Source organism: Herbidospora sp. NBRC 101105 (genome assembly GCF_030269205.1).
Classification (GTDB): domain Bacteria; phylum Actinomycetota; class Actinomycetes; order Streptosporangiales; family Streptosporangiaceae; genus Herbidospora; species Herbidospora solisilvae.
In genome coordinates, this window is sequence record NZ_BSSX01000001.1 from 912,254 (window position 1) to 938,275 (window position 26,022).

The window sequence follows — 26,022 nt, forward strand, 5'->3', positions numbered from 1 at the left end:
CGGATGATTAGACCCCAAACTAGGGGAATGGTCTTCCCTGTGATTCCCATTCTCGCCCGTGATCTCGCCGCCCTCGGACGGGTCACCGAGGGAACCTCCGCCGAGAGCGTGCTCCGCGGGGTGACCGAGGCCATCGCCAGGGGCGTGCCCGGCTGCGCGGGCGGCACCGCCGAGCTCTGGATGGACGACCGGGTGCTGCTGGCGTCCTCCCACAGCGAACTCATCGCCGTCAGCGACCGGGAGCGCGACCTGCGCGAAGGCCCCTCGCGGGAGGCCCTGCGCAGCGGCCGGCCGATCGTGGTGGCCGACGTGATGCGCGACCAGCGCTGGCCCCGCTACGCCGCCGCGGCGGTCCGTCACGGGGTGCGCTCGATCCTCGTGCTGCCCGTCGAGGTCGACGGCGCGATCGTGGTCATCGGACTCTACGGGGTGCGGCCGGGCGTGTTCGCCGACCACGTGGCGCTGACCGAGTTGCTGCGCGAGCAGGTCACGGTCGCGCTGGCCAACATCTGGGAGTTCGACGACGTGCTGACCGGCGCGGCCCAGATGCAGGAGGCGATGGCCGGCCGGGCCCTGATCGACCAGGCCAAGGGCATCATCATGCAGGCCAGCGGCTGCAGCCCCGAGGAGGCCTTCGACGAGCTGCGCCGCATCTCCCAGCACCACCAGGTCAAGGTCGCCGACCTGGCGAAGCTGCTGGTCACCGAGCACCAGCAGAAGAACGCCAAGAACTAGACGGCCGCCACGGCCTCGTCGACGGTGTCGAACATCGGCAGCCGCTGCGCGAGGCCGGTCACCCACATCACCTTCGACGCCGGATACTGCACGTTGACCAGCGCGAAGTGACCACCCGCCGCGGTCGACCGCTGCCAGTGGTGCACGATCAGCCCCAGCGCCCGCGAGTCCATGAACGTCACGCCGCCCAGATCGAGGATCATGTCGGGCCCGTGGTCGTCGGCGACCGCGTCGAGGTGGTCGGAGAACTGCTCCCGTGTGGTGGCGTCGAGGATCCCGTCGATGTGGATCACCACGAAATCTGCCACGGCACTCGAGCGCATCGTCAGGGTTGCCACCGCCTCGCCTCCTTCGACGCAACCTTACTGTTCCCGGGGGAGTTGTGTAACGCCCCGATTCGGGGCATTATGGCGGAAGAGGTCCAGCAGAGGGCTTCGTCTCGTTTTCTTGTGCGAGACGTCTGTCTGCGTGGGCCTTGCCGCGTTTTCAGGGGTCTCGCGTGTTCCCCTGAGGAGACAGCGACATGTCTGCCGACCTGATGTCGAACGAAGTCACCGCCGAAGACCTGCTCGTCGAACTGAACGAGCCCGGCACCACCGACGAGCGCGCCGCCCGGCTGCGCGAGATCATCGTCGAGATGCACCGCCCGATGGCCCGCGACATCGCCCGGCGTTACCTCCACCGGGGCGAGCCGATGGAAGACCTCCTCCAGGCCGCGTACGTCGGGCTGATGAAGGCGATCAACGGCTTCGACCCCACCCTCGGCCACAGCTTCCGCGGCTACGCCATGGTCACCATGACCGGTGAGGTCAAGCGGCACTTCCGCGACCGCACCTGGGCCGTGCGCGTCCCCCGCATCTACCAGGAGCGCCGGTCGGAGCTCAACCGCCTGGTCGCCGACATGACCCAGGAGAACGGCCGGTTCCCGACCGTCGCCGAGCTGGCCGAGCGCATGGGCATCTCCGAGGAGGACATGCTGCTCACGCTGGACGCCTCCTCGGCGTACAGCACGCTCTCGCTCGACGCGCCGATGGGCGCCGACGACGACGCGGCCGCCCTGGGCGACGTGATCCCCGACAGCGACGACAGCCTGGCCACCCTCATCGACCGCGAGGCGGTCAAGCCGCTCATCGACGAGCTGCCGGAGCGGGAGAAGAACATCCTGCTGCTACGGTTCTATGGCAACATGACGCAGGCGGAGATCGCCGCCGAGTTCGACATCTCCCAGATGCATGTTTCGCGGATTCTGCGGAAGGTTCTCGACCAGTTGCGTGCGGAGCTTGTCGCCTAATGGCGGTTTTCGACCCGATTCCCCGGGATATCGGGCAACCTGCCGTGATAACCCGGGGTATCTTTCTTCGGAGTGCCGCCACTACTGGAAGGCGTTAGCGGGTGAACGAGGACGGCGTCGCGCCGCCTCCCGCACCGGGTGCCGCGAAGGAGATCACCTTCTCCCTCGCCGATCTGCCCGACGTGCGGGAGTTCGCGGCTGCGCTGGCCCGCCGTGGGGGGATGCCGGAGGACCGGGTGAACGACTTCCTCGTCGCCCTCAACGAGGTGACCACCAACGCCGTCACCCACGGCGCCACGAAGGCGCGGCTGAAGGTTTCGTTCGAACCCGGTTTCCTCGTCGCCGACGTCCACGACGAGGGCCGGCACTGGCAGTTGTCGTCCGAGTCGCCCCCGGGCTTCACCCCGCCGCGTGAGAACGCGACGAGCGGGATGGGCCTGTGGGTGGCCCGGCGGCTCAGCAGCGACATGCGCGTGGTGACCGGGGAGACCGGCTCGACCGTGGTGATGCGTTTCCCCCTCTGAGGTGGGGTACGGGTCTGGAATGACCCCTTCATCCAGAATTCTGGTGGTCGGCGGGGGGAACGTCGGCATGTACGTCGCCCTCCGGCTCCAGCGCAAGCTGCGCAGGGAGCTCAAACAGGGCAAGGTCGGCATCACCGTCGCCGACCTCGACTCGTACATGACCTATCAGCCGTTCCTCCCCGAGGCGGCGGCGGGCAGCCTGGAGCCCCGGCACGTGGTCGTGTCGCTGCGTCGCGTGCTGCCCCGCTGCCGGATCCTCAGCGGCCGCGTCTGCGACATCGACCTGGCCGGGAAGACCGCCAGGTTCGCGCCCATGGAGGGGCCCGAGCGGGTGCTCGACTACGACTACCTGGTCTTCTGCCCCGGGTCGATCACCAAGACGCTGCCGATCCCCGGCCTGGCCGAGAACGGCATCGGCTTCAAGACCGTCGAAGAGGCCACCCACCTGCGCAACCACATCCTGGGCAAGCTCGACACCGCCTCCTCCACCGACGATCCGGACGTCCGGGCCCGCGCGCTCACCTTCATCTTCGTCGGCGGCGGCTATGCCGGGGTGGAGGCGCTGGCCGAGCTGGAGGACATGGCGGCCGACGCGTGCCGCCACTTCCACGGCATCAGCCGCGACTCGATGCGCTGGATCCTGGTCGAGGCCAGCGACCACATCCTGCCCGAGGTCGGCCCGGAACTGGGCCGGTGGACCACCGACGAGCTGCGTAAGCGCGGCATCGACGTGCGGCTGGACACCCGGGTCAAGTCGATCGAGCACGACGTCGTGGTGCTCGACGACGGCGAGTCGATCCCCTGCGAGACGCTGGTCTGGACGGCCGGGGTGAAGGCCAACCCGCTGGTCCGGCACCTGCCCACAGGCAACCGGGGCCGGGTGGCCACCTCGGCGGAACTCCTGGTCGAGGGCACCGACTTCGCCTTCGCGGCCGGGGACTCCGCAGCGGTCCCCGACCTGACCCGGCCCGGCGAGTACTGCCCGCCGAACGCCCAGCACGCCGTCAGGCAGAGCAGGCGGCTCGCCGACAACCTGATCGCGACCATCCGCGGCGGCAGGCGCACGCCCTACCGGCACAAGAACGTGGGCTCGGTCGCCTCGCTCGGGCTCCACAAGGGGGTCGCGAACGTGTACGGCGTCCAGGTGCGCGGCTTCCCGGCCTGGTTCATGCACCGGACCTACCACCTGACCCGGATGCCGACCCTCAACCGGAAGGCCCGCATCCTGATGGACTGGACGCTGGCGCTGTTCTTCAAGCGCGAGGTCGTCGCCCTGGGCGCGCTGGCCCGGCCGCGCGAGGAGTTCGAGTTCGCGTCCAGGAGCCAGGAGGAGACCGCTAACGCCCGGCGGTGATCGTGTCGAAGTCGGGGATGCGCGAGGAGATGGCGTCGCCGGTGAAGGCGCCGACCCAGCCGTCGTCGTCGTGGAAGAAGCGGACCGCGCAGAAGTCGGGGCGGGTGCCCATGTCGAACCAGTGGGTGGTCTTGGCCGGCACGCTCAGCAGGTCGCCCGCCTCGCAGAGCACGGCGTGCACCTTTCCGTCCACGTGCAGGTAGAAGATCCCGGCGCCGCGGGCGAAGAAGCGGACCTCGTCGTCGTCGTGGGTGTGCTCGTTGAGGAACTTCGCCCGCGCCCCGGCCGCCACCTCCGGGTCGGCGTCGGGGCCGAGCTGGACGACGTCGACGAACGTGTAGCTCTCCGCGGCGTTGACCTTGGCGATCTGCTCGGCGTAGGCCGCCAGCACGTCGTCGGCGGACGGGCCGGTCGCCACGAGGTCCCAGTGGCGCAGGCGGACGCCGATCTCGGTCAGAGTGGCGGCGATCTCGGCCGGGTTCTCGGTCCGCTGGAGCAGCTCGGCGTCTTCGCCGTAGACGGTGAGGTAGGTCATGCCTCCCAGGGAACCACCACGGCCCGGTGATCGCCATAGCGTGATCACGGCATTTGCTACGCTCCGTGATCATGGCATCACACTTCGACCTGGGAAGACTCCTCCGATGATCGATCTGTGCGGACGCGACGTCCGCCTCCGCAGCCTGCGGCCCGGCGACCTGAAGGTCTACACGCAGGTCTACACGAGCGCCGTCCTCACCCGCTACCTGGGCGTCGACCGCATGGACGAGGACCGGGCGCGGGCCACCTTCCTGGCCGGGCTGCGCTCCGACCGGCGCATCACCCTCGCCATCACCGAACCCGACGGCGAGGCCGTCCACGGGCTGATCGGGCTGCTGCTGGAGGACTACGGCAGCAGCGCCATGATCACCGGTCTGGTGCTGCTGCCCGGCTCGCCGATCCAGGGCCGCGGCGCCCAGGCGGGCCGCCTGCTCATCGACTACGCCTTCACCCACCTCGGCATCCACCGCATCTGGGCCGGCCACCGCCGCGACCAGGTGCTGATGGAGCGCATCATGCTCGACGCGGGGCTCCGGCCGGAGGCCACCCTCCGCCAGGTGTTCCGCACCCAGGGGCGCTGGCACGACGTCGTGACCTACTCGGCCCTGTCCCACGAGTGGGGCCTGGTTCACTCCCCGTAGAAGAACCGCCACAGCAGGGCGGCGGCGTACGTCCGATAGGGAGCCCACGGCAGCCCCCTGGCCTGCACCTCCGCGACGGAGGGCAGCCCCTCCAGCTGCCAGGCCCGCTCGACGGCCCGCCTGATGCCCTGGTCGCCGGCCGGAAGCACGTCGGGCCGGTGGAGCTGGGCGATGAGGAACGACTGCGCGGTCCACACGCCGACGCCCTTCACCTCGGTGAGCGTCTTGACCACCTCGCGGTCATCGAGGCCGGCCAGGTCTTCGAGGTCGAGCAGGCCGCCGGCCTGCCGGTGGGCCAGGTCGAGCAGGTAGGCCGCCTTGGCCCCCGAGAGGCCGCACTCCCGCAGGCGCTCGGCGCCCATGGCCAGGATCGCCTCCGGCGTGGGGAAGCCGCCGGCCGCGGCCTTGATCCGGTCGAAGAACACGAACGCCACGGCCGTGGAGATCTGCTGGCTGACGATGTGGAGGACCATGCCGGAGAAGTTCGTCGGGCCGAACCGCTCGGGGCTGAACCACGCGAACGGGTCGGGTTCGCCCACCTCGCCGATCAGGCGCGCGAGCACGGGGTCGCCCGCCAGATGGTCGTAGGGCCTCATCAGGCCATTATGGAGCGGTGGAAACCGACATCCTCGCCAACCCCGTCTGGGCCGCCCTGACCGGCCCGCACGCCCACTTCGCCGTCGTCAGCGGCCGGACCAGGCGTTATCCCATCGACGTTTCGCCGTTCGCGGCGGTGCCCGACGCCTTCGGGCCCGGCGACTGGGCCGACCTCGACGGCCAGGTGCTGACGACCGTCCGGGGCGAGGCGGGCGACGGCTGGGAGACGTTCCTGGAGCTTCCCGGCGTCCAGATGGAGGGCTCGGCCGTGGCGGGGGCCGCCGATCCGGAGCTGAGCGTCCTGGGGCCGGGCGACGTGCCGGAGATGCTCGACCTGGTGGCGCGCACCCAGCCGGGCCCGTTCGCCGCGCGGACCATCGAGATGGGCGTCTACCTGGGCCTCCGCGAGGAGGGCAAACTGATCGCGATGGCGGGGGAGCGGTTGAGGGTGCCCGGCTGGACGGAGATCAGCGCCGTGTGCACCGACCCCGCCCACCGGGGGCGGGGTCTGGCGTCACGGCTGGTGTCGGCGGTGGTGGCGGGCGTTCGCGCCCGGGGCGAGCGGCCGTTCCTGCACGCCGCCACCGCCAACGTCAATGCGATCCGGTTGTACGAGTCACTCGGGTTCACCGTCACCCGGGAGGTGACGTTCCGGGTGCTGCGTCCTCAGGAGGCCCTGACCCGGGACACCGCCGAGGCGGTGTAGCCCGAACCGGCGCCGACGCCGCTGATCGTGACCTTCCCGGCGGGGGTGCCCGCCGGGATGGCCACGGTGAAGGCGACCGTGCCGGACGCGTCGGCGACCGCGCGGCCGAGGACCGTGCCGTCCAGCGTGAACTGCACGCTCTCCCCGGCCCGGTAGCCGCTCGCCGTCACCGGGTTCGAGCCGCCCGCGACGACCGCGTTCGTCACGATGAGGTTGCCCGGCTTGAGCGAGGCGAGGTACTCGGCGCACGCGTCGCCTGGCTTGCCGTAGGCGGGGGTGGTGACGTCGCCGTCGTCCTCGCGGACCGTCAGGGTGCCGAAGCCCCCGTCGCCCATGACCGCGCCGGCCGTGTTGGTGACCGAGACCTTGAACGACGTGGACGCCGTGCCGGTCGCGACCGTGTCGCCGAGGGTGCCCGCCTGGACCGTCACGCAGGTCTGGCCGGGGGCGAACGTGACCTTCCTCATCGAGATCCCGGCACGGCCGGTGGCCGAGCCGAAGACGCTGACGTAGCCGGTCACCTCGTGGTCGGCGGGGGCCGACAGCGCCACGGCGATCGACGCCGTGCCCGGGCCGGACCCTTCGTCGACCCGGGCGGGCGCGACGTCCACCGCGACCTGCTGCTTGGGGACCCGGGCGCCGACCGCCCGGTTCTCGGCCGACAGGTCGGACAGGTAGACGCCCGTACCGGTGAAGGAGATCTGGCGGACGTCCTTCAGGTCCAGGCCCGTCGTGCTGAGCGGGATGGTGACCTGCTGGAGGATGATCTTCTTCAGCCAGGCCGAGGTGGAGCCGGGCAGCCGCGTGACGGCCCGGGAGTTGAGCGCCGAGACCGGCGACGACCAGGTCTTGCCGGCGCCGTCGGTGACGGTGATCGTGACGTCGGTGGAGGTGGCCACGGTCTCGTCGGCGGCGACCTTGACCGACAGCTGCTCGTACCCGGACAGGTCGGCGCTGGTCGCCACGGTGACGGTGCCCGACTTCAGGCGCATCATCGGCGACGACGGGATGTTGAACGCCCACGTCGCGGGCGACCAGTGGGGGAGCGCGGCCTGGTTGGTCGCGGTCGCGCAGAACGGCTGGTCCTGCGGGATCTGGAGGCCGCCGTTGCCGCCCATGCTGGAGCAGAGCGCGGCCTCACCGGTCACCGAGACGTTCGCCTCGGGCCTGTCGAAGGTCGCCAGGTCCGTGCGCGAGGCGGCGGGCTGGGTGGCGGCGCTGGTCACGTCCGCGAAGGGAATCGACGGGACCGAGACGGACGAGCCGTCGAACAGCGGCAGGAACCGCTTCTCGTCGCCGAGCACGAGCCGGAAGAAGCCCGCCATGTAGACGGCGCCGACCTTCTCCTGCTGCGGCGCGGTCAGGCGCAGGGTGGTGGCCGCGGCCGGGTTGCAGACCGGGTCGTTGGCGCCGCTGCCGCCGACCGACCAGTCGTCGCCGGTGGACGCGGGGAACAGGCCCGGGGTCCAGATCGTGTTGAAGAAGTTGTGGTTGGCGCCCTGGGTCAGCACGGCCGAGCGCAGCACGTTGTCGCCGAAGCTGTGCCGGGAGTCGTCCACGATGTGCTGGCCCATGAGGTTCTCCACGTCGCCGTCGCAGTACGGGAGGATCGTGGCCGTCACGGTGTTGGGCAGCGAGATGCGGTCGTAGTCGACCGGCGCCAGCGGGAGCACCGCCTTGATGCCGAACTGCCGGTAGAGCGGCAGCGCGTCGTTCAGCGTGGCCGCCGCGACCACGCCCTCGCCACCCCGCGAGTGGCCCATGATGCCGACGTTCTGGAAGTCGAACGCCCGCTTCAGGTCGCCCGGGGTCACCGCGCCCGTCAGCGCCTGGGCCAGCGTGACGTCACGGCCCGTGAAGGCGTCGTGGTACTCGACCGGGTCGCCGTCGTCGGCGTTCTCCAGCATGGTCAGCGTGTCGAGGATCAGCTGGCCGCGGGCCTGCGCGCCGTAGTCGGCGGCGAGCTGGTTGTCGTTGGAGTTGATCGCGTTGGCCGAGATCGACACGACGGCGTAGCCGTTGCTCGCGAGGGCGCGGGCCGGCAGGTCGTAGCCGATGTAGCTGGGGATCGTGGCGCGCTGCGAGGTGCTGTCGGGCGACGGCTTGCACGGCCAGCGATTGGGGTTGGTGGCCCCGGTGCCGTAGCAGGAGGTGTGGCGGCCGTGCAGGAAGATCACGAGGGGCTTCCGCTCGCTGGAGACCGGCAGGTAGATCTTGCCGGTGAGCTCGCCGCGGATGCCGCCGATGTTGAGCAGCGGGATCGCCTGGTCGCCGAAGTCGTACATGCCCTCCTTGACCTGGAACGGTCCCGTCGTCGAGGGATCGTGCGGGAGCACGGTCTTCTGGACCTCGGCGAGGGTGGCCGCCGCCCGCGCCGTCGTGGCCGGGGGCGCGTCGAGCACGTCGGTGGTGATCTCGCCGGCCGAGGCGACGGCCGGGTCGGCGGTGACGAGGAAGAGGGACTTCCCGTCGGCCGACTCGGTGGCCGGGCCGAGCACCTTCCCGTCGGCGAGCAGCGAGGGGGCGCTCGAGTCGATCGGAAGCTTCTCGTCCAGGTTCAGGGTGACCTTGTAGCCGCCGGGCACGCGGTCGACGGTCCAGTCGTCCTCGACCGAGGCGGAGGCGGGGGCGGCGGCGAAGGTGGCCACGAGGGCCAGTGACAGTAACGCGGCGGTGTTACGCAAGAGGGAGCCTTACTCGTACGAGCCGGGTGTTGCGATTTGGACGGTATGGGCGGTTTGTTACCGGAAGCTCGTGATCATGTTTCGCCAGAATTTCCTATTGACTCTGTAGGAAATGTGGGTAACTGTGGCTGCCATGAGTGTCACCGACCGGCTTCTGGCCAACGCCGAGACCTACGCCGCCGGCTTCGACAAGGGCGCGCTGCCGCTGCCCCCCGCACTGGGCGTCGCCGTGCTGGCCTGCATGGACGCCCGCCTCAACGTCTACGGGCTGCTCGGCCTGTCTGAGGGCGACGCCCACGTCATCCGCAACGCCGGGGGAGTGGTCACCGCCGACGAACGGCGCTCGCTCGCCATCTCCCAGCGCCTTCTCGGCACCACCGAGATCATCCTGATCCACCACACCGACTGCGGCATGGTCACCTTCACCGACGACGGCTTAAAGGAGTCGATCCGCGCCGAGACGGGCCTGCGGCCCGACTGGTCCGCCGAGGCCTTCCCCGACGCGGAGGAGGACGTCCGGCAGTCGATCGGCCGCATCCTCGCCGACCCGTTCATCCCCCGGAAGGAGTCGGTCCGGGGCTTCGTGTACGAGGTCGAGACCGGCCGCCTGCGCGAGGTGAAGGCCTGAGATGTCCCCCTCGACCCGGACTCTGACGCGTGAGCTGCGCCTCCTCGCCGCCGCCGATCCCGCGGAGGCGCGAAACCGCAGGACCCGGCTGCTGGCGGAGTGGCGCGGCGCGTCGGCCGGGCTGCTCGCCCAGGTGCTGTCGGCGGCCATCGAGCTCGGCACGGCCGAAGGCCGGCTGGCCGCACTGGGGCGGGAGAGCGGGGAACTGCGGGCCCGGCTGCGAGATGCGGGACTGTCGTTGTCGGAGGCCGCGGGCGCGGTCGACGGCGACGCCCCCGTCTCGGCCGTGGCCGAGGCCCGCGCCCGCATCGTCGGCGTCTCCGCCGAGGTGGGGCGGCTGCCGGTCGCGCCGCCCCGCCAGGAGTTCGTCTAGGACACCCGCGCGTACCTGCGGGTGAAGCGTTCCCGCAGGTCGCCGGCCGGGTAGGCCGAGCGGAACGCGCCTCTGGCCCGCAGCGCGGGCACCAGGTGGCGGGTGATCGACCGCAGGTCGTGGGGGAGCACGCCCGGCCGCAGCCGGAAGCCGTCGACCCCCGCCGCCTGCCAGTCCAGGATCAGGTGGGCCAGCCCGGTCGCCGAGCCCGAGTACACGTGGGCGTCGCTGGTGAAGGCGGCGCCGTCGAGGTCGTCGAGGCGTTCCTTCTGGCCTGCCCCGTCCAGGAACACGACCAGGTCGGCCAGCACGGTCACGCCGGGCGCGGCCCGCCGGGCCCGCTCGGCCAGCCCGGCGGCCTCTCTGCGGTCGTGCGGGGTGACAAACACGACGTCGGCGGCGCGGGCCGCGACCTCCACCGGCAAACCGGGGCCGGCCAGCGTCGTCACCAGGGGGCGTCCGGAGAGCCGGGGGCGCAGTTCGCCGGAGGTGTGCCAGCCCGCGCGGCCGGGGCCGGCCCGGTCGAGGGCGGCCAGTCCGGCGGCCGCGGCGGCGCCGTTCGCCGCGGGGACGAGCCCGATCCGGGACGTCAGCGGGGCGGTCGCCGTGGCCAGGAGCAGGGCGTCGAGCGGGCCGGTCACCTCGTCGCCCGGACAGGTCCGCATCCGGATGGTGTCCTCGAAGGTGACGAAGTCGAGCAGCCCTCGTTCGGCCTCCTGGACCAGGTAGGTCCAGTAGGCGGCGGTGAACAGGGCGTCGGGGCTCGCGCCCTCGGCACGCCAGGCGGCGGGATGCCACCCGGCGCCGTCGAGGGCGGCGGCCAGATGCAGAGTCATGAGGTCTCCTCGAACGGACTTTTCCTACAGAAATAGTAGGGAATAATTACCTACTTAACAAGTAGGGCTTGACGGAAATGTGCGCGGCATGCTGAGCTTCAGTCCATGACCACGACCGCGCCGGCCGTCCGGCACGCCACCGGCCCGAAGGTGGCGCCCACCCGGCATCCGTTCCGATGGCTCGCCGCCGCCGGGGTGCTGCTCCTGCTCGCCATGGCCGCCAACTCCCTGGTCACCAACCCGGCCTGGGAGTGGGAGGTGGTCGGCCAGTACCTCTTCGCCCCCTCGGTGCTCCGCGCGGTGCTGCTCACGCTGGAGCTGACCGCCCTCGGCACCGTCTTCGGCTTCCTGCTCGGCGGGGTGCTCGCGGTGATGCGGCTGTCGCCCAACCCGCTGCTGTCGTCGGTGGCCTGGGGGTACGTGTGGGTCTTCCGGGCCGTGCCGCTGATCCTCCAGCTGCTGTTCTGGTACAACCTGGCGCTGCTCTATCCGCGCCTGTCGTTCGGGATCCCGTTCGGGCCCTCGTTCTTCTCCGTGGGCACGATGGACCTGATCGGGCCGGTCACCGCCGCCGCCCTCGGGCTGGCGCTGCACCAGGCCGCCTACGCCGCCGAGATCGTGCGCGGCGGGCTGCTCGCCGTCGATCCGGGCCAGCGGGAGGCCGCCGCCGCGCTGGGCATCCCCCGGGTGCGGCGGTTCTTCCGGATCATCCTGCCGCAGGCCATGCGGAGCATCGTGCCGAACGCCGGCAACGAGATCGTCGGCCTGGTCAAGGGCACCTCGGTGGTCTACATCATGGCCCTGCCCGAGCTCTTCTACCAGGTCCAGGTCATCTACATGCGCAACGGCCGCGTGGTCGCGCTGCTGCTGGTCGCCGCCCTCTGGTACCTCGCGCTGACCACGGTCATGTCGGTGGTCCAGCACTACATCGAACGCCACTACGGACGAGGCCGGTAATGATCGAGATCGACGGGGTGCACAAGAGCTTCGGCGCCCTGCACGTGCTGCGCGGCGTCAGCCTGAAGGTCGCCCCCGGCGAGGTCGCGGTGGTCCTGGGCCCGTCGGGCTCGGGCAAGTCGACCTTGCTCCGGACCATCAACCACCTGGAGAAGGTCGACGCCGGCACGGTCGCCGTCGACGGCGAGCTCGTCGGCTACCGGCGCTCCGGCGACGTCCTGCACGAACTGCCCGAACGCGAGATCCTCCGGCAGCGGACGAAGATCGGCTTCGTCTTCCAGAACTTCAACCTGTTCCCCCACCTGACCGTCCGGGAGAACGTCGCCGAGGCGCCCCTCTCGGCCCAGCGCCGCCCGAAGGCCGAGGTCGCCGAGACCGTGACCCGCCTGCTCCTGCGGGTGGGCCTGGCCGACAAGGCCGACGCCTACCCGGGCACGCTGTCCGGCGGCCAGCGCCAGCGGGTCGCCATCGCCCGCGCCCTGGCCCTCGACCCGAAGGTCGTGCTGTTCGACGAGCCCACCTCCGCCCTCGACCCCGAACTGGTCGGGGAGGTCCTCGACGTCATGCGCGACCTGGCGCGGTCGGGCACGACCATGGTCGTCGTCACGCACGAGATCGGCTTCGCCCGGGAGGCCGCCGACACCGTCGTCTTCCTCGACGAGGGCCGTGTCGTCGAACAGGGCCCGCCCGACCAGGTCATCGACCACCCCCAGCACGAACGCACCCGCGCGTTCATCAGCCGCGTCCTCTGAAGGAGATCACCCATCATGCGCCGGACCGTCGTCCCCCTGCTGCTCGTCGCCGTCCTGGCCGCCTGCGGCGCCGACCCGGAGCCCCCGGTGGCCGCCGCCCCCGCGCCGGCCGCCCAGGAGACCGGGGGCGGCGTGAACACCAGCCCCGACCAGCAGCGCATCCGCGCCCAGAAGGTCGACGCCATCGCCGCGCAGGTGCCCCCGGCCATCGCCGCCGACGGCAAGCTGCTCGTCGGGCACAGCGGCGAGGGCGCGCCGCCGCTCGGCTTCCTGGCCGACGACGACACCACCTACATCGGCGTCGAGACCGACCTCGCCCAGCTCGTCGCCGACGTGCTCGGCCTGGAGTACACCAGCGAGATCAGCTCGTGGGAGAACCTCTTCGTCGGCGCCAAGTCGGGCAAGCTTGAGGCCGTCTTCAACAACGTGACCGTCACCGAGGAGCGCAAGGACATCTACGACTTCGCCACCTACCGCGTCGACCAGCTCGCCTGGCAGGTGGCCGCGAACAGCCCGATCACCACCATCGCCAAGCCCGCCGACATCGCCGGGCTGAAGGTCTCGGTCGGCTCCGGCACCAACCAGGAGAAGATCCTTCTCGACTGGGACAAGCAGAACAAGGACGCCGGCCTCAAGCCCGCCGAGATCTCCTACTACAACCTCTACGGCGACGCCCTGCTGGCCCTGAAGTCGGGCCGCATCCAGGCCTACTTCGGCCCCAACCCGAACATCGCCTACAACGTGGCCGTCGGCAAGGACACGAAGATCGTCGGCACCGCCTCCGGCGCCGGGCCCGACCTGCAGGGCCTCATCGCCGCCATGACCCTGAAGGACAACGGCCTGGTGAAGCCGCTCAACGAGGCGCTCAACACGGTCATCAAGGACGGCAGCTACCAGAAGGTGCTCGACCGCTGGGGCCTGGGCAACGAGGCCATCCCCGAGTCGCAGATCAACCCGCCCGGCCTGCCGCGGCAGGAGGGCTGATGGCGCACGTCCTCGACAACCCCGGCTGGGCCGCGCTGACCGGCCCGCACGCCCACCTCGCCGAGGTCCGGGGCGGCGTGCGCCGCTACCAGACGGACGTGTCGGTCTTCATCGGGGTCGCGGGCGACCCGGGCCCGGACGACTGGGCGGCCATCGCCTCCTTCGCCGGCCCCGGCGGCACCATCAGCCTGACCTTCGACGCGCCCCTGCCGGACGACTGGGAGATCGTGCAGAACATCGAAGGAGTGCAGCTCGACGGCAGCGCCGTGTGGGGCGAGCCCTTCGGCGAGGCCGTGGAGCTCACCCCGGCCGACGTGCCGGACATGCTCGACCTGGTGGCCCGCACCGAACCGGGGCCGTTCCTGCCCCGGACCATCGAGATGGGCACCTACCTGGGCGTCCGCCACGAGGGCAAGCTCGTCGCGATGGCGGGGGAGCGGCTGCACCCGCCCGGCTGGACCGAGATCAGCGCGGTCTGCACCGACGCCTCGTTCCGCGGGCAGGGGCTGGCCACCCGGCTGGTGCTCGCGGTGGCGGCCGGCATCCGGGCGCGCGGCGAGACCCCGTTCATGCACGCCTCGGCGTCGAACGTGAACGCCATCCGCCTGTACGAGAAGCTCGGCTTCACCCTCCGGGCGCGGCGGCTGTTCCGCCAGGTCCGGGCGCCGGGCGGCTGAACAGCGCGTCCACCGCCCGCACCGCGGTCTCCAGCCGCAGGGCGGGCGGTCCCGACACGACCAGGTGCGGCATCCCGCGCGCGGCCAGCAGTTCGCGGAAACGCGCGTCCATGGCGTGGCGGAGGTGCTCGCCGTCGCGCCAGCCGTCCTGCTCGAAGGGGACACCCTCGACGCTGGTGTGGATCCACAGGTCGTGCCGGGCCCGGCCGGCGATCCGCCACACCTCGTCGGTGGTCGCCCCGGCGTAGCGCTCCTGCCACAGGGCGGTGGCGAAGGGGTCGGTGTCGCAGAACAGCACCGGAGACCCCACCCGCGCCGCGGCGTCCTCCCAGGCGAGCTGGCGTTCGGCGACGACGGTGAACTCCTCGGGTCGCCACCGCAGGTCGTCCATCCACGGCTCGGGCTCCCCGGCGAGCTTCGCCGCCCGCCGGGCCAGGGCCAGCTTCTCCTCGCAGTAGGTGCGGCCGTATTCGGGCACCCAGCGGGTGGCCGCCCAGACGCCGCCGCGCGAGGCGTAGTGGGCGGTCAGCGCGCGGGTCAGCGTGGTCGTGCCGGTCGACTCCGCGCCGACGACGACCACGCGCCGGGCCAGGTGGGCCCGGACCGCCGGGCTCAGCCACGGCCAGGCCGCGACCGGGTCCTCGCGGGCCAGGGTGCCGCTGACCGGGTGCCGTTCGCGCGCCGGGTCGACCGGCACGTGGACGGCGCCGAAGCGGCGCGCGAGTTCGTCGCCGTAGTCCTCGGAGCTGAACACCGCGTCGATCCGCACGCCGGGGCCGTGCGCCAGGGCGAGGGCGAACCGGAAGACGTCCACGTGGGCGGTCCAGATCTCCGGGTCGTCGTAGTCGACCTCGATGTCGTCCACGACCGGCGCGATCACCACGTTGGGCTGGGGGTGCGCCTCGCGCAGCCAGGCCGCGCGGTCGGCGAGCGGGATGGTCTCCACCGCGTTGGCCGCCACGACCACCGTGACCAGCGCGCACCGCTGCGCCGCCGTGTCGATGAGGTGGTGGTGGCCGGCGTGCGGGGGATAGAACTTCCCGATGACGAGGCCGTGCGCGAAGCTCACGGGGCCACCGCCACCGGCCGCCAGGCCCGCAGCCCCATGACGCACAGCGCCAGGAACAGCACGTAGAGGGCGCTGGTCAGGTACAGGCTCTTGTACGCGTACAGCGGGATGTACACCAGGTCGGCGGCGATCCAGAGCCACCACGACTCCACCCGCTTGCGCGTCTGCCCGTAGGTCGCCATCAGTGAGAGCGACGTGGTCAGCGCGTCCCAGAACGGCACCGACGAGTCGGTGTAGGCCGACAGCACCGCCGTCAGCAGGACCGTGGCCGCCACCCCGGCGAGCCCCAGCCAGACCCATTCGGCCGCGCCCGTCCGGGAGACGCGCAGGGCGGTGCGGTCGACGCCGCCGTAGGCCCACTGCCACCAGCCGTAGAGCCCGAGCCCGACGTAGACGATCTGGAGGGCCGCGTCCGCGTAGAGGCCCACGGTCAGGAAGACCAGGCCGAGCAGGACGACGTTGGCGATCCCCAGCGGCCAGTTCCAGATGTTCTGCCGGGCCACCATCCACACGGTCAGCAGGCCGGTGGCAAATCCGAGTAGCTCCGCCCAGCTCGTGGGCACCCCGCCCAGGAAGAAGGCGGGTTCGAGTAACGGTCCGAGCAGATCGGTCATAGTGCCCAAACACTCCTAATCGTCGCCAGGACGATATCAATTCGGCTCGCCGAATCGGGAGTGCGGGCCGCCACGGCCCCGGACCGGGACCGTGGCGGTTCACGCGGGATCAGGCGTTGGCGCAGATGGCGAACACGCTGATGCCGACGGTGGAGTTGCCGGTCTGGCGGCCGAGGCCGATCCAGCCGTTGCCGGTCGGGGTCGGGAACGAGCCGACGAGGATGGCCTCGTTGCCCTGGGCCTCGGCGCCGCCGCCGATGACCCGCTTGCCCGCCGGGCAGAGCACGGTGCGCCGCTGGAAGTTCGGCACGTTGGCGTTGGGCAGGGTGACGACCTGGTAGCCGTCGACGGCCGCCTGGGTGGAGACGGGCGCGGTCGTGGCGCCGGCCGGGGTGGACAGGGTGAGGCATGCTCCCGCCGCGAGGACGGCGAAGGGGATGCTGAGGTAGCGCATCGGTACTCCTGATCGAGAGGGTTGCGGGGGGAGCGGGGTTGAGTATTCAACCCCTCACGCACCGTGTCCAAGATCGACACGACGGAAAACCGTTCGCCTCTCGTTCACCCGCTGCGAAACGATGGTGGCGGAGCGAATTGGGGGATCCACTTCATGAGGGAATCAGGTGACATACCCGAACCACCGAGATCAGCGGTAAAGCTCGTACTCCATCACTATTTAACGCAGCTGCGCCTCAAGTGGCCCGTGGCCACACCCGCCCTGTTCCTGCCGGCACTGGGCAACATCTGTCTCTTCTACATAGGCCCGCTTCTGGTGGCCTCCCTGGTCGGCCGCATTGCCGCCGGGGAGAGCGGCGCCGACACCCTGCTCCCCTACGTGCTGGGGTTCGGCGCGGTGCTGCTGCTCGGCGAGGTGATCTGGCGGGCCGGTCTCCACTTCATCAACCGCATCGACGCGCGGGGCATGGAGGACCTGGGCGTCATCGGCATGGACGAACTGCTGGCCAAGGACGCCGCGTTCTTCCACGACAACTTCGCCGGATCGCTCACCAAGCGGGTGCTCGGATTCTCCCGGTCGTTCGAGGGGTTCGTCGACACCCTCGTCTTCGGGATCTTCTCCAAGGTGCTGCCGCTGGCGTTCGCCTCGGTCGTGCTCTGGCAGTACCACCCCGTGCTGGTGCTCGTCCTGGTCGGCCTGATCGTGGTGACCGGGTTCCTGGCGGCGCCGTTCATCGTGCGGCGGCAGCGGCTGGTCAACGTGCGCGAGGCGGCCCACGTCCGGGTGTCCGGGCACGTCGCCGACGTGCTGTCCAACATGGACACGGTGCGGGCCTTCGCGGCCGAGAACCGGGAGGCGGCCGAGAACCGGGTCAGGCTGGCCGACCTGCGCACCGCCCAGCTGCGGTCGTGGGACTACGGCAACCTGCGCGTCGACGCGGTCGTCGCGCCGATGTCGGTGCTCACCAGCACGGTCGGCGTGTGGCTCGCGGTGGTCCTCCACGGCGGGCTCGGCGTCGAGGCGCTCATGGTGACCTTCACCTACTACGCGCAGGCCACCGGCATCATGTTCGAGTTCAACCAGGTCTACCGCCGCCTGGAGAGCACGCTCACCGAGGCCGCCCAGTTCACCGAGTTGCTGCTCGAACCGCCGAAGGTCGTCGACCACCCGCAGGCGCAGGCGCTGGGCGTGGCCGACGCCGGGGTGCGGTTCGAGCGGGTCGTGTTCGCCCACGAGGGCAACCCGCCGCTGTTCGACGGGCTCGACCTCGACGTGCCGCCCGGCACGAAGATCGGGCTGGTCGGCCGGTCGGGCGGCGGCAAGACCACGCTCACCCGGCTGCTGCTGCGGCTGATGGACATCCAGGGCGGCCGGATCCTCGTCGGCGGCCAGGACATCAGCCGGATGAGGCAGGCCGACCTGCGCGGCCTGATCGCCTACGTGCCGCAGGAACCGGCGATGTTCCACCGCACCCTGCGGGAGAACATCGCCTTCGCCCGGCCCGGGGCCACCGAGGGCGAGATCATGGAGGCGGCCCGCGCCGCCCACGTGACCGAGTTCGTCGAGGGCCTGCCGATGGGCTTCGACACCCTCGTCGGCGAGCGCGGCGTGAAACTGTCGGGCGGCCAGCGGCAGCGGGTCGCGCTCGCGCGGGCGATCCTGCGCGACGCGCCGATCCTGCTGCTCGACGAGGCCACCAGCGCGCTCGACTCCGAGAGCGAGATCCTCGTGCAGGAGGCGCTCTGGCGGCTCATGCGCGACCGCACCGCGCTGGTGGTGGCCCACCGGCTGAGCACGGTCGTGCGGATGGACCGCCTGGTCGTGCTCGACCGGGGGCAGATCGCCGAACAGGGCTCCCACGCCGAGCTGCTCGCGGCCGAGGGCACCTACTCGCGGCTCTGGCACCACCAGTCGGGCGGCTTCCTCGTCGAGGAGGAGGAAGCCGAGACCGTCAGTTCATCGCCGCGATCTGGATGAGGTTGCCGCAGGTGTCGTCGAACACGGCGGTCGTCACCGGCCCCATGTTCGCCGGCTCCTGGGTGAACCGCACACCGAGCGCCACCAGCCGCTCGTACTCCTTCTGCACGTCGTCGACCGCGAACGAGGTGTAGGGGATGCCGTCGGCGACGAGGGCGGCCTTCCACGGCTTGGCGGCCGGGTGGGCGTCGGGCTCCAGCACGAGCTCGACCCCGTCCGGCTGCTCGGGCGACACGACGGTCAGCCAGGCGTGCTCACCCATGGGGATCTCGGTCTTCTTCACGAAGCCGAGCACGTCGGTGTAGAACGCCAGGGCCTTGCGCTGGTCGTCGACCAGGATGCTGGCCAGGTTGATCTTCATACCGGTTCCTCCGGTGGAATCCACCGCTCGGCGATCTGCCGCAGCGGTGTCGGGTCGATGAAATGGAACTTGTACCGGCCTTCCCGCCTGCTCTCCACGAGCCCGGCCGCCTCCAGCACGTCGAGGTGCTGGGAGACGGCCTGCCGTGAGGAGGCGAGCTGATGCTTCCCGGCCAGGCGGGCGCAGATCTCGAACAGGGTCTGACCGTTCCGGTCGGTCAGCTCGTCGAGGATCTTCCTGCGGGTGGGGTCGGCGAGGGCTTTGTAGATGTCACCCACCCGCAGGAGTATAGGCAAGTCGCTACTTGCCTATCAAGGCGACGACGATGCGCGGATGCCTCCCGGCCACGGTCAGCGGATACTCCGCGACCTTCCGCCACCTGCGGTCGAGCCGCTGGCCCTCACCCAGGATCGCGACCAGCCGCCCCGCCTCCGGCCACCCCGCCGAGGGGACCGCGTCGGCGGGGAGCCGCACCCCCCAGGGAGGATTGGCCAGCATACGGTCGGGTTCTCCCGGTTCGGTACGCCAGGCGATGTCCGGATCGTTGAGGCGTGCGGCCCGGATGGCCGCCGGGTCGACGTCGGTGCCGTGGTAGCGCGCGCCCGGCTCCTGGATCCGGGCCTCGACGAGCAGCGTCCCGGCCCCGCAGCACGGGTCGAACACCACGTGACCGGGCCGGATGCCGGCCAGCCGGGCCATCGCCGCGGCGACCGGCGGATGCAGGCTGCCCACCACCGTGGCCTTCCGCCAGGCGCGGCGGTGCAGGGGAGTGGGCTGGGGGCGTACCCCCAGCCACATCGTCTTCCCGTCGAGGGTCACCCGCAGATCCGTCGTGCCCGGCGGCGGAGCGCCGTGGCGGCGGGAGAAGTAGGGCACGCAGAGGCGCTCGCCGATGGCGTCCTCGATGTCGTGGCGGCTGAAGTTCCGGGTGCCCGTGAACGACGCGGTGACGCTGATCGGGACGCCCGGGTCGAGGTGGGCGGTGAGGCGGGCGACGGCCTGCCGCAGGCCCGCCTTGGTGCGGCCCGGGTCGGGGACCGACGCCCGGACCGCGAACAGGTCGTCGGCCAGGCGGGTCGCGATCGGACCGGCGGCCTCCACGACGAGCTGGCGTTTGGTGACGTCGACGACGCGGTGACCGGCTTCGGTGATCTCGGCGGCGGTCAGGTCTTCCAGGCCGGTGACAGTACGGACGAGGAACTCTGAGGGCATGACGCAACTCCGGGTCGGCGCCCGGGAACGGCAGGATGGCCGGTTCCCGCTTCGCCAGCCGCGGGCTGGGCCTCAGAGTGGCTGGCGGAGCGCTAGCCGACTCGGAAGAACGTCGTGAACATGCCGAGGATGGTGCCACGGCTCGCCGGTCGGGGGCGACGGGTTTTTCGGGTTCGCGAAGCCGTACAAAAAAAGAAGCCGCGCGGCCCTGAGCGGCCGCGCGGCGGTTCTTCTGTACGGGGTTACCTGCGGACCCGGCCCCGGCGCCAGGAGCCGCCGTTGCCGACGCTCGCGGTGCCGATGCCGGCCTGGTGGAGGGCTAGGAGGCAGAGTCCGAGTGCGATGAGGGCGGTCAGCCCGATGCCGATGTCGGCGTTGAGCAGGTCGAGCAGGAAGGCGATCCCGAAGACGACCGCCGCGGCGATGGCCAGCATGTGACTTATCCCTTCAGCCGGTCGAACAGGTTGCGGTACTCGCGCAGCGCGAGCCGGAGCTGCTCGGTGTCGTTGGTGCCGGAGTTCTTCCACTGGTCGACCAGCGACTGGCGCTTGGCGGCCAGGGCCGATACGGCCTCGTCGATCAGCGCGTCGGCCTTCTCGACCGACTCGCGCGGGTCGTCGACGAACGCGGCCTTGATGTCCCGCCAGCGCTCGTCGAAGTCGATGTCGTCGACCGCGCTCGGCGCGGTGTCGTCGACGGTGTCGTCCACGGTGTCGTCGACGGTGACCGCCTCGGCGTCGGACAGGTCGCCCGCGGTGTCGCGGTGGGCCTCGTCGACCGCGTCGGGCGAGGTGACGGAGGCGCTGCCGGCCACGCCCACGGGGGCGGTCTCGGCGTTGCGGTCGTGGTCGTCGGGCACGCGGTCGTCGGTGTCACGCGGGCCCGGGACCAGGTTGGAGGCGACCAGCTTGTCGTCGTTGCGGTGGTCGTCGGCGAGGACGTCGTCCTTGTCGGTCTCGACCGTCTTGTCACGGTCGTAGGGGTTGAACGTGGTCATCAGTGATCGGCCTCCTTGCGGGGAGAGTGGGCGTGCACGTCGTCGTCGAGAAGCTCGTCGAACAGGGCGCGGTAGTGGACCATGGCCTGGCGGAGATCCTCGGTGGTGGCCTCCTGCCGGGCGGCCCGGCCGCTGATCTCATGGGCCTGGCGGTAGCGGTCGAGGGTCCCGGCGTGCCCGACCGACAGGACGTTCACGCGCTCCTCGAACTCGTCCGTCGGGTAGCCGCGGTCGGCCATGACGGCGGTGACCAGGGCGTCCGCCTCGGTGACGGCGAAGCTCGGCGCGTCGACGAACCGCTCCTGCACCTCCCGCCACTTCTTCGCGTACGTGTCCCGCGCGTCGGCGTCGAGGGGACGGATGTCGAGGTCGGCGTAGCGGGCCTCGCGGGCCAGCAACTCCTGCTCGGCGTCCCTGCGGCTGTCGGTCTCCTGGACGACACGGTCGTATTCGGGGCCGAATCGGTCCTGCAGGTGGCGCCGCCGGCTCTGGCCCGCCACGACGTACCCGATGGCTCCCAGCGCCACGACGACGGCTACGACCACGACCACCCATGCGATGGCGCTCATGTCTGCCTCCGGCTGTCTGCTTGTCTTCGACACACCGGACTGCCCCTGAAATGAGGGCGTAACCCATGAATTGCCGGGTAGACGGCGTCTTTATGGGATTTGGAGCCAGTTTGGCTTTCGTAGTGGTGGGGGCGGTGCTGGCGTTCGCCGTGAAATGGGAGGCGCCCGGCTTCGACCTTCAGGCGATCGGCTGGATCATGATGTGCGTCGGCGTGGTCAGCGGCGTGGTGACCACCCTGCTCGCCCGCCGCCGCCACTCATCGGACCAGGTGGTCGAGGACGACCTGGTGAACACGGTCGACATGCGGGACGAGACGCTCTAACCGAGCCTGGTTTCGGCGGTCTTCAGGATCTGCGCGATGTGCGAGACGTCTGACGCCTCGATCTCGTGGAAGCCCTGCTCGGGGTCGTAGGCGATGTCGAGGCCGTTGTCGACGAGCCTCCGGGCCCACCTCAGAGCCGTGTTGATCTTCTCTTTCGGTACGGGGCGGCCCTGGGCCGCGGCCGAGAGATTCCGCAGGTTGGTGGCGGGGCCGGACTGGGAGTGGGACCTGGCGAGCTTCCAGGGGAGGGCGGCGGAGTGGTCGGTCATGGGCTTCGACAGGCCCGCCGAGCGCTTGGCCTGGAGGATGCCCGACTCGGTGACACCGAAGTGGGCCGCCAGGTCGGCGTTGGACCAGCCCTTGGCGGAGAGCCTCGCCAGTTCCTCGTGATCGACCTGCGGACGCCTTCCCATGATCGCAACACTACGCGTCGGTGCACGCGGGGCGCGAATCTGCGCTAAGGTTGTTCCGTGCCTGAGGGGCACGAAGCAGTGAACGGGACGTAGCGCAGCTTGGTAGCGCACTTGACTGGGGGTCAAGGGGTCGCAGGTTCAAATCCTGTCGTCCCGACGTAAGTCGGCAGTTCAGGGCCTTGATTCACTTCGGTGAGTCAGGGCCTTTTCTGTACCCGTCTCACAATCACTCACGAACGGGATTCGGTTTTATCCGAATAGTTCGGAGAGCTGGGCCGAGGCCGCCTTCAGGTGGCTCATGTCCGGCTGGATGTAGACCCGCTTCGCCAGGGCCCCGCCGTCGGCGTGGCCGGCCCACGCCGCCAGGATCACGTCAGGCACCCCGGACGCGCCCAGGTGGGTCAGGCAGGCGTGACGGCAGTCGTAGAGCCGGACCTGCCCCTTGCCCCGGACACCCACCTTCGCCATGAGCTCATAGGCCCGGCGGCGTAGCCAGTCGGTCCGCTGCGGGGCGCCGAGCTCGTCGACCAGGACGTAGCCGCTCGCCTTGTAAGGCTCGCCGGCCGCGAGTTTCTCGGCCGCCTGCCGTTTCTTGAACTCCTTGAGCGCCGCCATGACGACGTCGGGGGCGGGCAGGTCGCGGTCGCCCGACTTCGACTTGGCGCCCTTCTCTACCACGATCCGGTCGACGATCGTGCGGGTGTTCTTCCCGGCCGCGACCGTCCCCGCCTCGAAGTCGACGTCGGACCAGCGCAGCCCACACACCTCGGCGGGGCGAAGCCCGATCAGCGAGAGCAGCATGACGGCGTGGAGTCGCTCGCCCGCGATCCCGGCCAGGAACGTCTTCACCTCCTCTGCGGTCCACGGCGTGCGGATGTCCTTCGCCTCCGCCTCGGCCCGGCGGGCAGCGCGTGGGATGGTCACGTACTGGGCGACGTTCCTGATGACGAGCTGGCGGCGGACGGCCTCGTTCAGCGCGGCCCGGAAGCGGCCGAGAGTGAGTGAGACCGACCGCACCGATACGCCGCTTCCCGGCGGCCCGCCGCGCCGGCGGCCGGAGCTGAGCATCCAGTCGACGAGCTTCTCGACGTCCCCTCGGCGAGGGCCTGCAATCGGCGGTCGCCGAGACGTTCGCGGACCGGGCGTAGAGCGTGCCGGTAGTTCGACGCCGTGGCCTGCTCGACGTCACGGGTTGCGCTGGCCAGGTATTGATCAAGGAAGGTGTTCAGTGTGACGTCGGAAGGCCGGACGTAGGTTCCCCGGTCCACCTCGCTCTTGATCCGCGCGTACTCGGATTTCGCCTCGCGCTTGGTGTCGAACGTGTGCGTGACCTGTTTCCGCTTGCGGGTCTCGGGGTCTCGTCCGACGTCGATGACGAACCGGTAGCGAACCGTTCCGTCCTTCAGCTCAATCCGCTTGATCGGGTCCGCCATCACCCATGCCCTTTCTTCGGCCTTTGATCTTCTGTCCGACTTCCGCAGGGATCTCCAAGAAACCTCGATCTCTAGCCATGCGAATCCAGCGTCCCGCTGTGGGTGCCGTGAGCCCGAGGTCCTGTTCGACGCTCTTCGCTGGCGGATCTCCACGCGCAGAGGCGATCGAATAGCTCAGAGCAACGGCCTTCTGCGAATCCTCGGTTGGGCCACGCCCGACGTGCATCGCTTCGGGCAGGTACGGCTCTTCAAAGCTGATGACCCCCGGGGACTCGTCGGACTCCACCACCACGAGCGATCGAACCATGTCCCTCACGACCATCCCAATCGGGAGAAGACGGAGAGCCTTGCCGTTGATCGGCTGGCCCGAGCGGGACGTCATAGTCAGCTCTCTGCAGCCGAGGCGGTCACCCTCGACGACATCCACGACGAGCCGGACAGCGTACGAGTCCACCTCGCCCTCCCACTGGATAGGCACGAAGACATAGAGGCCGGGCCCGATGCGGTGAGGCCTGGCTGGCTGCGGGTCTGTACGACACCCTCGTCGGCCACTCGATCATCCCGGACATGGTCACCGCGATCATCCGGTGGATCAGCAGCCCGCCCGGCAAGTTCATCGAGTTCTTCGGCAAGGCCAAGGATTGGGCCGTCACCAAGATGGGCGAACTGGTGTCCTGGCTGGCCGGCCTGCCGGGGCGGATCCTGTCGGCCATCGGCAACCTCGGGTCGCTGCTCAGCAACGCGGGCCGCGACCTGCTGACCGGCCTGTGGAACGGCCTCCAATCCATGGCCGGGTGGCTGTCCTCCCAGCTCACGAGCTTCTTCTCCCGCCTGGTGCCGCAGTGGGTCAAGGATGCGCTCGGTATCGGCTCGCCGTCGCGGCTCATGGCCGACGAGGTGGGCCGAGAGATCCCGGCCGGCGTGGCGCTCGGTGTGACCGAGAATTCGCATGTCGTCCGGTCGGCCACCCAGTCAATGGTCGACCAGGCGCTCGACGGCGGCGCGGCCGGCCACCTTGGCGGCGCGCTGTCCGGCGCCGGGAGCTCGGGCCAGGGCGGCCGGACCACCATCATCGAGCGCATGGAGGTCCACCTTCAGGGCTGGATCGACCTGCGCGACCCATCCGCCGCGGCGCGGCGCTTCATGCTGGACTTCCGCGAGGAACTGCGGCGCCTCGAAGCCGACTACGCCTGAGGACTGTGCGTTATGGCCTGAACAGCGGAAGTAGGAAGTAGTGGTGGGCTACGGCGTCGGCCCAATGCATTTGAAGTTGTCGACTGCGTCGAAGGCAACCTGGTTGGTTACCTTCAGGAGAGGAGCAGCCGCCTCACGCATGCTGGCCTCCGACTTAAGCGCTCTGGCAGAAGCGGCCAGCTCACGTACGACAGTGTCAAAGTGCGTGGCGATCTCTGGCGGCGCACTCGCCTTCATCTCCTTGGCCAGCAAAGCAAGGACCTTCGCCTTCCTGCGCAGTTCTGCGACGTCAAGTCGTTTGCCGTGCGCTGCGTCCAGAACCTCGGCGCGGAACATGATGGCGCCTATCTGAAACGTTGGCAGGTCCAGGCAGAACGCCGAGCTCGTCTGGGCGGGGGGCGAGGCTGGGGAGGCCACCGGGGAGGTCGCCGGGGAGGTCGAGGCGAGGGGAGATGGAGAAGAAGACTCCAGGGGCTTGCCCGAGTTCGAGCAGCCCGCAATCGCGAATGCAGTGGTGATCACGAACAGGTAGTTGCGGGGGATGGTCATGGTTTCAGACCGTACTCATCCTCACCTCACCATGCATGCGCTTCGTAATCTAATTTGTACGGAGTGCCACCAACGCTGACCCTTTACCCAGCCGCGCCGAGGAGGGCGCCGGGGGGCGTGGTTCCCGAGGTGGTTCCCGGACCGGTCACCGAAGCGGTTACTTCGATGAACGTCTCGGGTAACCACTGGTGCGCGTCGGCTGTCACCTCGGCGCGGACGCTGCTTGGTGCCATGAAGTGCACTGACACCCCATGTCGACGGCGGGGAAACAACCACAAGAACAACCGGGATACACGCGCGTACGGCAACCACTTCGACGTGCTGCGACTCCGCATTTGGCCGTAGGGGTGCGTCACCGAACCCCGCTAGAGCGCTAGTGAACCGCCGGTGCGGCTGGTCGGGCGTCCGCGAGCTCTTCAACGCCGTGCTCGCCTGCGAGGCGTGCAACGGACGGAAGGACGCCGGCTTCCCTGGCCCTTGGTGCGGCTGCTGCTAACCGACCTCCCGGCCTCGCTGGCCATCCGCAGTGGTGCACTGTCCCTCGCCGCGTAGCCCTCGGCCACACCTGAACCCATACACGG

Annotated in this window: 34 protein-coding genes and 1 tRNA gene; 16 read left to right on the top strand and 19 right to left on the bottom strand. The window is 70.1% G+C overall.

What is annotated here, in order from left to right:
- Nucleotides 1-39: 39 nt before the first annotated feature.
- On the top strand, nucleotides 40-735 hold the full coding sequence (locus QSK34_RS04220) for a GAF and ANTAR domain-containing protein (protein ID WP_231515257.1): 696 nt from the start codon (nucleotides 40-42) through the stop codon (nucleotides 733-735).
- Here the strand turns inward: QSK34_RS04220 and QSK34_RS04225 are convergent.
- Entirely contained in the window at nucleotides 732-1,073 is a 342-nt protein-coding gene (locus tag QSK34_RS04225) for an STAS domain-containing protein (RefSeq protein ID WP_285580048.1), read from the bottom strand. The two genes, QSK34_RS04220 and QSK34_RS04225, sit on opposite strands and share 4 nt — an antisense overlap.
- 185 nt (nucleotides 1,074-1,258) lie before the next feature.
- Here QSK34_RS04225 and QSK34_RS04230 point away from each other — a divergent pair, with 185 nt between their 5' ends.
- The 3 genes from QSK34_RS04230 to QSK34_RS04240 all read left to right on the top strand — a co-directional run bounded on the left by QSK34_RS04230 (nucleotide 1,259) and on the right by QSK34_RS04240 (nucleotide 3,904).
- Complete coding sequence (locus QSK34_RS04230) at nucleotides 1,259-2,026, top strand: SigB/SigF/SigG family RNA polymerase sigma factor (protein ID WP_030450169.1); 768 nt, start codon at nucleotides 1,259-1,261, stop codon at nucleotides 2,024-2,026.
- Nucleotides 2,027-2,127: 101 nt separating this feature from the next.
- Nucleotides 2,128-2,550 carry an ATP-binding protein gene (locus QSK34_RS04235; RefSeq protein WP_285580050.1) on the top strand — a complete coding sequence of 141 codons (423 nt, stop codon included), beginning with the start codon at nucleotides 2,128-2,130 and terminating at the stop codon, nucleotides 2,548-2,550.
- A gap of 19 nt (nucleotides 2,551-2,569) precedes the next feature.
- Nucleotides 2,570-3,904, top strand: coding sequence for an NAD(P)/FAD-dependent oxidoreductase (locus QSK34_RS04240; RefSeq protein ID WP_285580052.1), 1,335 nt, complete (start codon nucleotides 2,570-2,572; stop codon nucleotides 3,902-3,904).
- Here the strand turns inward: QSK34_RS04240 and QSK34_RS04245 are convergent.
- The gene (locus QSK34_RS04245) at nucleotides 3,888-4,439 is read right to left on the bottom strand and encodes a 1,2-dihydroxy-3-keto-5-methylthiopentene dioxygenase (RefSeq protein ID WP_285580054.1); all 552 of its coding nucleotides are present in this window, start codon (nucleotides 4,437-4,439) and stop codon (nucleotides 3,888-3,890) included. The genes QSK34_RS04240 and QSK34_RS04245 overlap by 17 nt on opposite strands.
- Nucleotides 4,440-4,545: 106 nt before the next feature.
- On the opposite strand from QSK34_RS04245, the gene QSK34_RS04250 reads away from it, so the two are divergent.
- Complete coding sequence (locus QSK34_RS04250) at nucleotides 4,546-5,082, top strand: GNAT family N-acetyltransferase (protein ID WP_161478482.1); 537 nt, start codon at nucleotides 4,546-4,548, stop codon at nucleotides 5,080-5,082.
- On the opposite strand, the gene QSK34_RS04255 is transcribed toward QSK34_RS04250, so the two are convergent.
- On the bottom strand, nucleotides 5,070-5,678 hold the full coding sequence (locus QSK34_RS04255) for a DNA-3-methyladenine glycosylase family protein (RefSeq protein ID WP_285580058.1): 609 nt from the start codon (nucleotides 5,676-5,678) through the stop codon (nucleotides 5,070-5,072). The genes QSK34_RS04250 and QSK34_RS04255 overlap by 13 nt on opposite strands.
- A gap of 17 nt (nucleotides 5,679-5,695) precedes the next feature.
- On the opposite strand from QSK34_RS04255, the gene QSK34_RS04260 reads away from it, so the two are divergent.
- A complete protein-coding gene (locus QSK34_RS04260) occupies nucleotides 5,696-6,385 on the top strand; it encodes a GNAT family N-acetyltransferase (protein WP_285580059.1) in 690 nt (229 codons plus the stop codon).
- On the opposite strand, the gene QSK34_RS04265 is transcribed toward QSK34_RS04260, so the two are convergent.
- The gene (locus QSK34_RS04265; RefSeq protein ID WP_285580061.1) at nucleotides 6,346-9,069 is read right to left on the bottom strand and encodes an alpha/beta hydrolase; all 2,724 of its coding nucleotides are present in this window, start codon (nucleotides 9,067-9,069) and stop codon (nucleotides 6,346-6,348) included. The genes QSK34_RS04260 and QSK34_RS04265 overlap by 40 nt on opposite strands.
- 133 nt (nucleotides 9,070-9,202) lie before the next feature.
- On the opposite strand from QSK34_RS04265, the gene QSK34_RS04270 reads away from it, so the two are divergent.
- Both QSK34_RS04270 and QSK34_RS04275 read left to right on the top strand, forming a co-directional pair.
- Nucleotides 9,203-9,697 carry a beta-class carbonic anhydrase gene (locus QSK34_RS04270; RefSeq protein ID WP_285580063.1) on the top strand — a complete coding sequence of 165 codons (495 nt, stop codon included), beginning with the start codon at nucleotides 9,203-9,205 and terminating at the stop codon, nucleotides 9,695-9,697.
- A 1-nt stretch (nucleotide 9,698) separates the two neighbouring features.
- The gene (locus QSK34_RS04275; protein ID WP_285580065.1) at nucleotides 9,699-10,070 is read left to right on the top strand and encodes a hypothetical protein; all 372 of its coding nucleotides are present in this window, start codon (nucleotides 9,699-9,701) and stop codon (nucleotides 10,068-10,070) included.
- Here QSK34_RS04275 and QSK34_RS04280 read toward each other — a convergent pair.
- Nucleotides 10,067-10,906 (bottom strand): LLM class oxidoreductase, encoded by an 840-nt coding sequence (locus QSK34_RS04280; protein WP_285580067.1) that lies wholly within the window; start codon nucleotides 10,904-10,906, stop codon nucleotides 10,067-10,069. The two genes, QSK34_RS04275 and QSK34_RS04280, sit on opposite strands and share 4 nt — an antisense overlap.
- Before the next feature lie 105 nt (nucleotides 10,907-11,011).
- On the opposite strand from QSK34_RS04280, the gene QSK34_RS04285 reads away from it, so the two are divergent.
- Genes QSK34_RS04285 through QSK34_RS04300 form a run of 4 tightly spaced genes read left to right on the top strand, consistent with a single transcriptional unit; the run spans nucleotide 11,012 to nucleotide 14,276 of the window.
- Nucleotides 11,012-11,863: an amino acid ABC transporter permease gene (locus tag QSK34_RS04285; RefSeq protein WP_285580069.1), complete on the top strand. Its 852-nt coding sequence runs from the start codon at nucleotides 11,012-11,014 to the stop codon at nucleotides 11,861-11,863.
- Nucleotides 11,863-12,615 (top strand): amino acid ABC transporter ATP-binding protein, encoded by a 753-nt coding sequence (locus tag QSK34_RS04290; RefSeq protein ID WP_285580070.1) that lies wholly within the window; start codon nucleotides 11,863-11,865, stop codon nucleotides 12,613-12,615. Before QSK34_RS04285 ends, QSK34_RS04290 begins: the two co-directional genes overlap by 1 nt.
- 15 nt (nucleotides 12,616-12,630) lie before the next feature.
- Nucleotides 12,631-13,599, top strand: a complete 969-nt coding sequence (locus QSK34_RS04295; RefSeq protein WP_285580072.1) for an ABC transporter substrate-binding protein — start codon at nucleotides 12,631-12,633, stop codon at nucleotides 13,597-13,599.
- Nucleotides 13,599-14,276, top strand: a complete 678-nt coding sequence (locus tag QSK34_RS04300; RefSeq protein WP_285580074.1) for a GNAT family N-acetyltransferase — start codon at nucleotides 13,599-13,601, stop codon at nucleotides 14,274-14,276. The genes QSK34_RS04295 and QSK34_RS04300 overlap by 1 nt, the downstream gene beginning before the upstream one ends.
- Here QSK34_RS04300 and QSK34_RS04305 read toward each other — a convergent pair.
- The 3 genes from QSK34_RS04305 to QSK34_RS04315 all read right to left on the bottom strand — a co-directional run bounded on the left by QSK34_RS04305 (nucleotide 14,224) and on the right by QSK34_RS04315 (nucleotide 16,413).
- On the bottom strand, nucleotides 14,224-15,345 hold the full coding sequence (locus QSK34_RS04305; protein ID WP_285580076.1) for an AAA family ATPase: 1,122 nt from the start codon (nucleotides 15,343-15,345) through the stop codon (nucleotides 14,224-14,226). The two genes, QSK34_RS04300 and QSK34_RS04305, sit on opposite strands and share 53 nt — an antisense overlap.
- On the bottom strand, nucleotides 15,342-15,959 hold the full coding sequence (pnuC, locus tag QSK34_RS04310; protein ID WP_285580081.1) for a nicotinamide riboside transporter PnuC: 618 nt from the start codon (nucleotides 15,957-15,959) through the stop codon (nucleotides 15,342-15,344). The genes QSK34_RS04305 and pnuC overlap by 4 nt, the downstream gene beginning before the upstream one ends.
- Before the next feature lie 109 nt (nucleotides 15,960-16,068).
- Complete coding sequence (locus QSK34_RS04315; RefSeq protein WP_161478470.1) at nucleotides 16,069-16,413, bottom strand: hypothetical protein; 345 nt, start codon at nucleotides 16,411-16,413, stop codon at nucleotides 16,069-16,071.
- Nucleotides 16,414-16,659: 246 nt separating this feature from the next.
- On the opposite strand from QSK34_RS04315, the gene QSK34_RS04320 reads away from it, so the two are divergent.
- Nucleotides 16,660-18,390 (top strand): ABC transporter ATP-binding protein, encoded by a 1,731-nt coding sequence (locus QSK34_RS04320; protein ID WP_285580093.1) that lies wholly within the window; start codon nucleotides 16,660-16,662, stop codon nucleotides 18,388-18,390.
- Here the strand turns inward: QSK34_RS04320 and QSK34_RS04325 are convergent.
- The 6 genes from QSK34_RS04325 to QSK34_RS04350 form a co-directional block, all read right to left on the bottom strand.
- Nucleotides 18,365-18,751, bottom strand: a complete 387-nt coding sequence (locus tag QSK34_RS04325) for a VOC family protein (RefSeq protein WP_161478468.1) — start codon at nucleotides 18,749-18,751, stop codon at nucleotides 18,365-18,367. The two genes, QSK34_RS04320 and QSK34_RS04325, sit on opposite strands and share 26 nt — an antisense overlap.
- Nucleotides 18,748-19,029, bottom strand: a complete 282-nt coding sequence (locus tag QSK34_RS04330; RefSeq protein WP_285580100.1) for an ArsR/SmtB family transcription factor — start codon at nucleotides 19,027-19,029, stop codon at nucleotides 18,748-18,750. Before QSK34_RS04330 ends, QSK34_RS04325 begins: the two co-directional genes overlap by 4 nt.
- Before the next feature lie 22 nt (nucleotides 19,030-19,051).
- Nucleotides 19,052-19,963, bottom strand: coding sequence for a hypothetical protein (locus QSK34_RS04335; RefSeq protein WP_285580103.1), 912 nt, complete (start codon nucleotides 19,961-19,963; stop codon nucleotides 19,052-19,054).
- Nucleotides 19,964-20,205: 242 nt separating this feature from the next.
- Complete coding sequence (locus QSK34_RS04340; RefSeq protein ID WP_030450147.1) at nucleotides 20,206-20,397, bottom strand: hypothetical protein; 192 nt, start codon at nucleotides 20,395-20,397, stop codon at nucleotides 20,206-20,208.
- A 5-nt stretch (nucleotides 20,398-20,402) separates the two neighbouring features.
- A complete protein-coding gene (locus QSK34_RS04345) occupies nucleotides 20,403-20,960 on the bottom strand; it encodes a hypothetical protein (RefSeq protein ID WP_285580105.1) in 558 nt (185 codons plus the stop codon).
- The gene (locus QSK34_RS04350) at nucleotides 20,960-21,529 is read right to left on the bottom strand and encodes a hypothetical protein (protein WP_285580107.1); all 570 of its coding nucleotides are present in this window, start codon (nucleotides 21,527-21,529) and stop codon (nucleotides 20,960-20,962) included. Before QSK34_RS04350 ends, QSK34_RS04345 begins: the two co-directional genes overlap by 1 nt.
- Before the next feature lie 92 nt (nucleotides 21,530-21,621).
- On the opposite strand from QSK34_RS04350, the gene QSK34_RS04355 reads away from it, so the two are divergent.
- Entirely contained in the window at nucleotides 21,622-21,852 is a 231-nt protein-coding gene (locus tag QSK34_RS04355; protein WP_268903071.1) for a DUF6458 family protein, read from the top strand.
- Here QSK34_RS04355 and QSK34_RS04360 read toward each other — a convergent pair.
- Nucleotides 21,849-22,265, bottom strand: coding sequence for a hypothetical protein (locus tag QSK34_RS04360; protein WP_285580114.1), 417 nt, complete (start codon nucleotides 22,263-22,265; stop codon nucleotides 21,849-21,851). The genes QSK34_RS04355 and QSK34_RS04360 overlap by 4 nt on opposite strands.
- An 83-nt stretch (nucleotides 22,266-22,348) precedes the next feature.
- On the opposite strand from QSK34_RS04360, the gene QSK34_RS04365 reads away from it, so the two are divergent.
- Nucleotides 22,349-22,422 (top strand) — tRNA-Pro (locus QSK34_RS04365).
- Between the two features lie 92 nt (nucleotides 22,423-22,514).
- On the opposite strand, the gene QSK34_RS04370 is transcribed toward QSK34_RS04365, so the two are convergent.
- The 3 genes from QSK34_RS04370 to QSK34_RS04380 are packed head-to-tail and all read right to left on the bottom strand — an operon-like array spanning nucleotide 22,515 to nucleotide 24,152.
- Complete coding sequence (locus QSK34_RS04370; RefSeq protein WP_285580116.1) at nucleotides 22,515-23,282, bottom strand: tyrosine-type recombinase/integrase; 768 nt, start codon at nucleotides 23,280-23,282, stop codon at nucleotides 22,515-22,517.
- Nucleotides 23,237-23,698, bottom strand: coding sequence for an Arm DNA-binding domain-containing protein (locus tag QSK34_RS04375; RefSeq protein WP_285580118.1), 462 nt, complete (start codon nucleotides 23,696-23,698; stop codon nucleotides 23,237-23,239). Before QSK34_RS04375 ends, QSK34_RS04370 begins: the two co-directional genes overlap by 46 nt.
- Nucleotides 23,673-24,152 carry a hypothetical protein gene (locus tag QSK34_RS04380; RefSeq protein ID WP_285580120.1) on the bottom strand — a complete coding sequence of 160 codons (480 nt, stop codon included), beginning with the start codon at nucleotides 24,150-24,152 and terminating at the stop codon, nucleotides 23,673-23,675. Before QSK34_RS04380 ends, QSK34_RS04375 begins: the two co-directional genes overlap by 26 nt.
- 113 nt (nucleotides 24,153-24,265) lie before the next feature.
- On the opposite strand from QSK34_RS04380, the gene QSK34_RS04385 reads away from it, so the two are divergent.
- The gene (locus tag QSK34_RS04385; RefSeq protein ID WP_285580121.1) at nucleotides 24,266-24,892 is read left to right on the top strand and encodes a phage tail protein; all 627 of its coding nucleotides are present in this window, start codon (nucleotides 24,266-24,268) and stop codon (nucleotides 24,890-24,892) included.
- Nucleotides 24,893-24,940: 48 nt separating this feature from the next.
- Here the strand turns inward: QSK34_RS04385 and QSK34_RS04390 are convergent, their stop codons facing one another.
- A complete protein-coding gene (locus tag QSK34_RS04390) occupies nucleotides 24,941-25,441 on the bottom strand; it encodes a hypothetical protein (protein WP_285580123.1) in 501 nt (166 codons plus the stop codon).
- Nucleotides 25,442-26,022 lie beyond the last annotated feature (581 nt).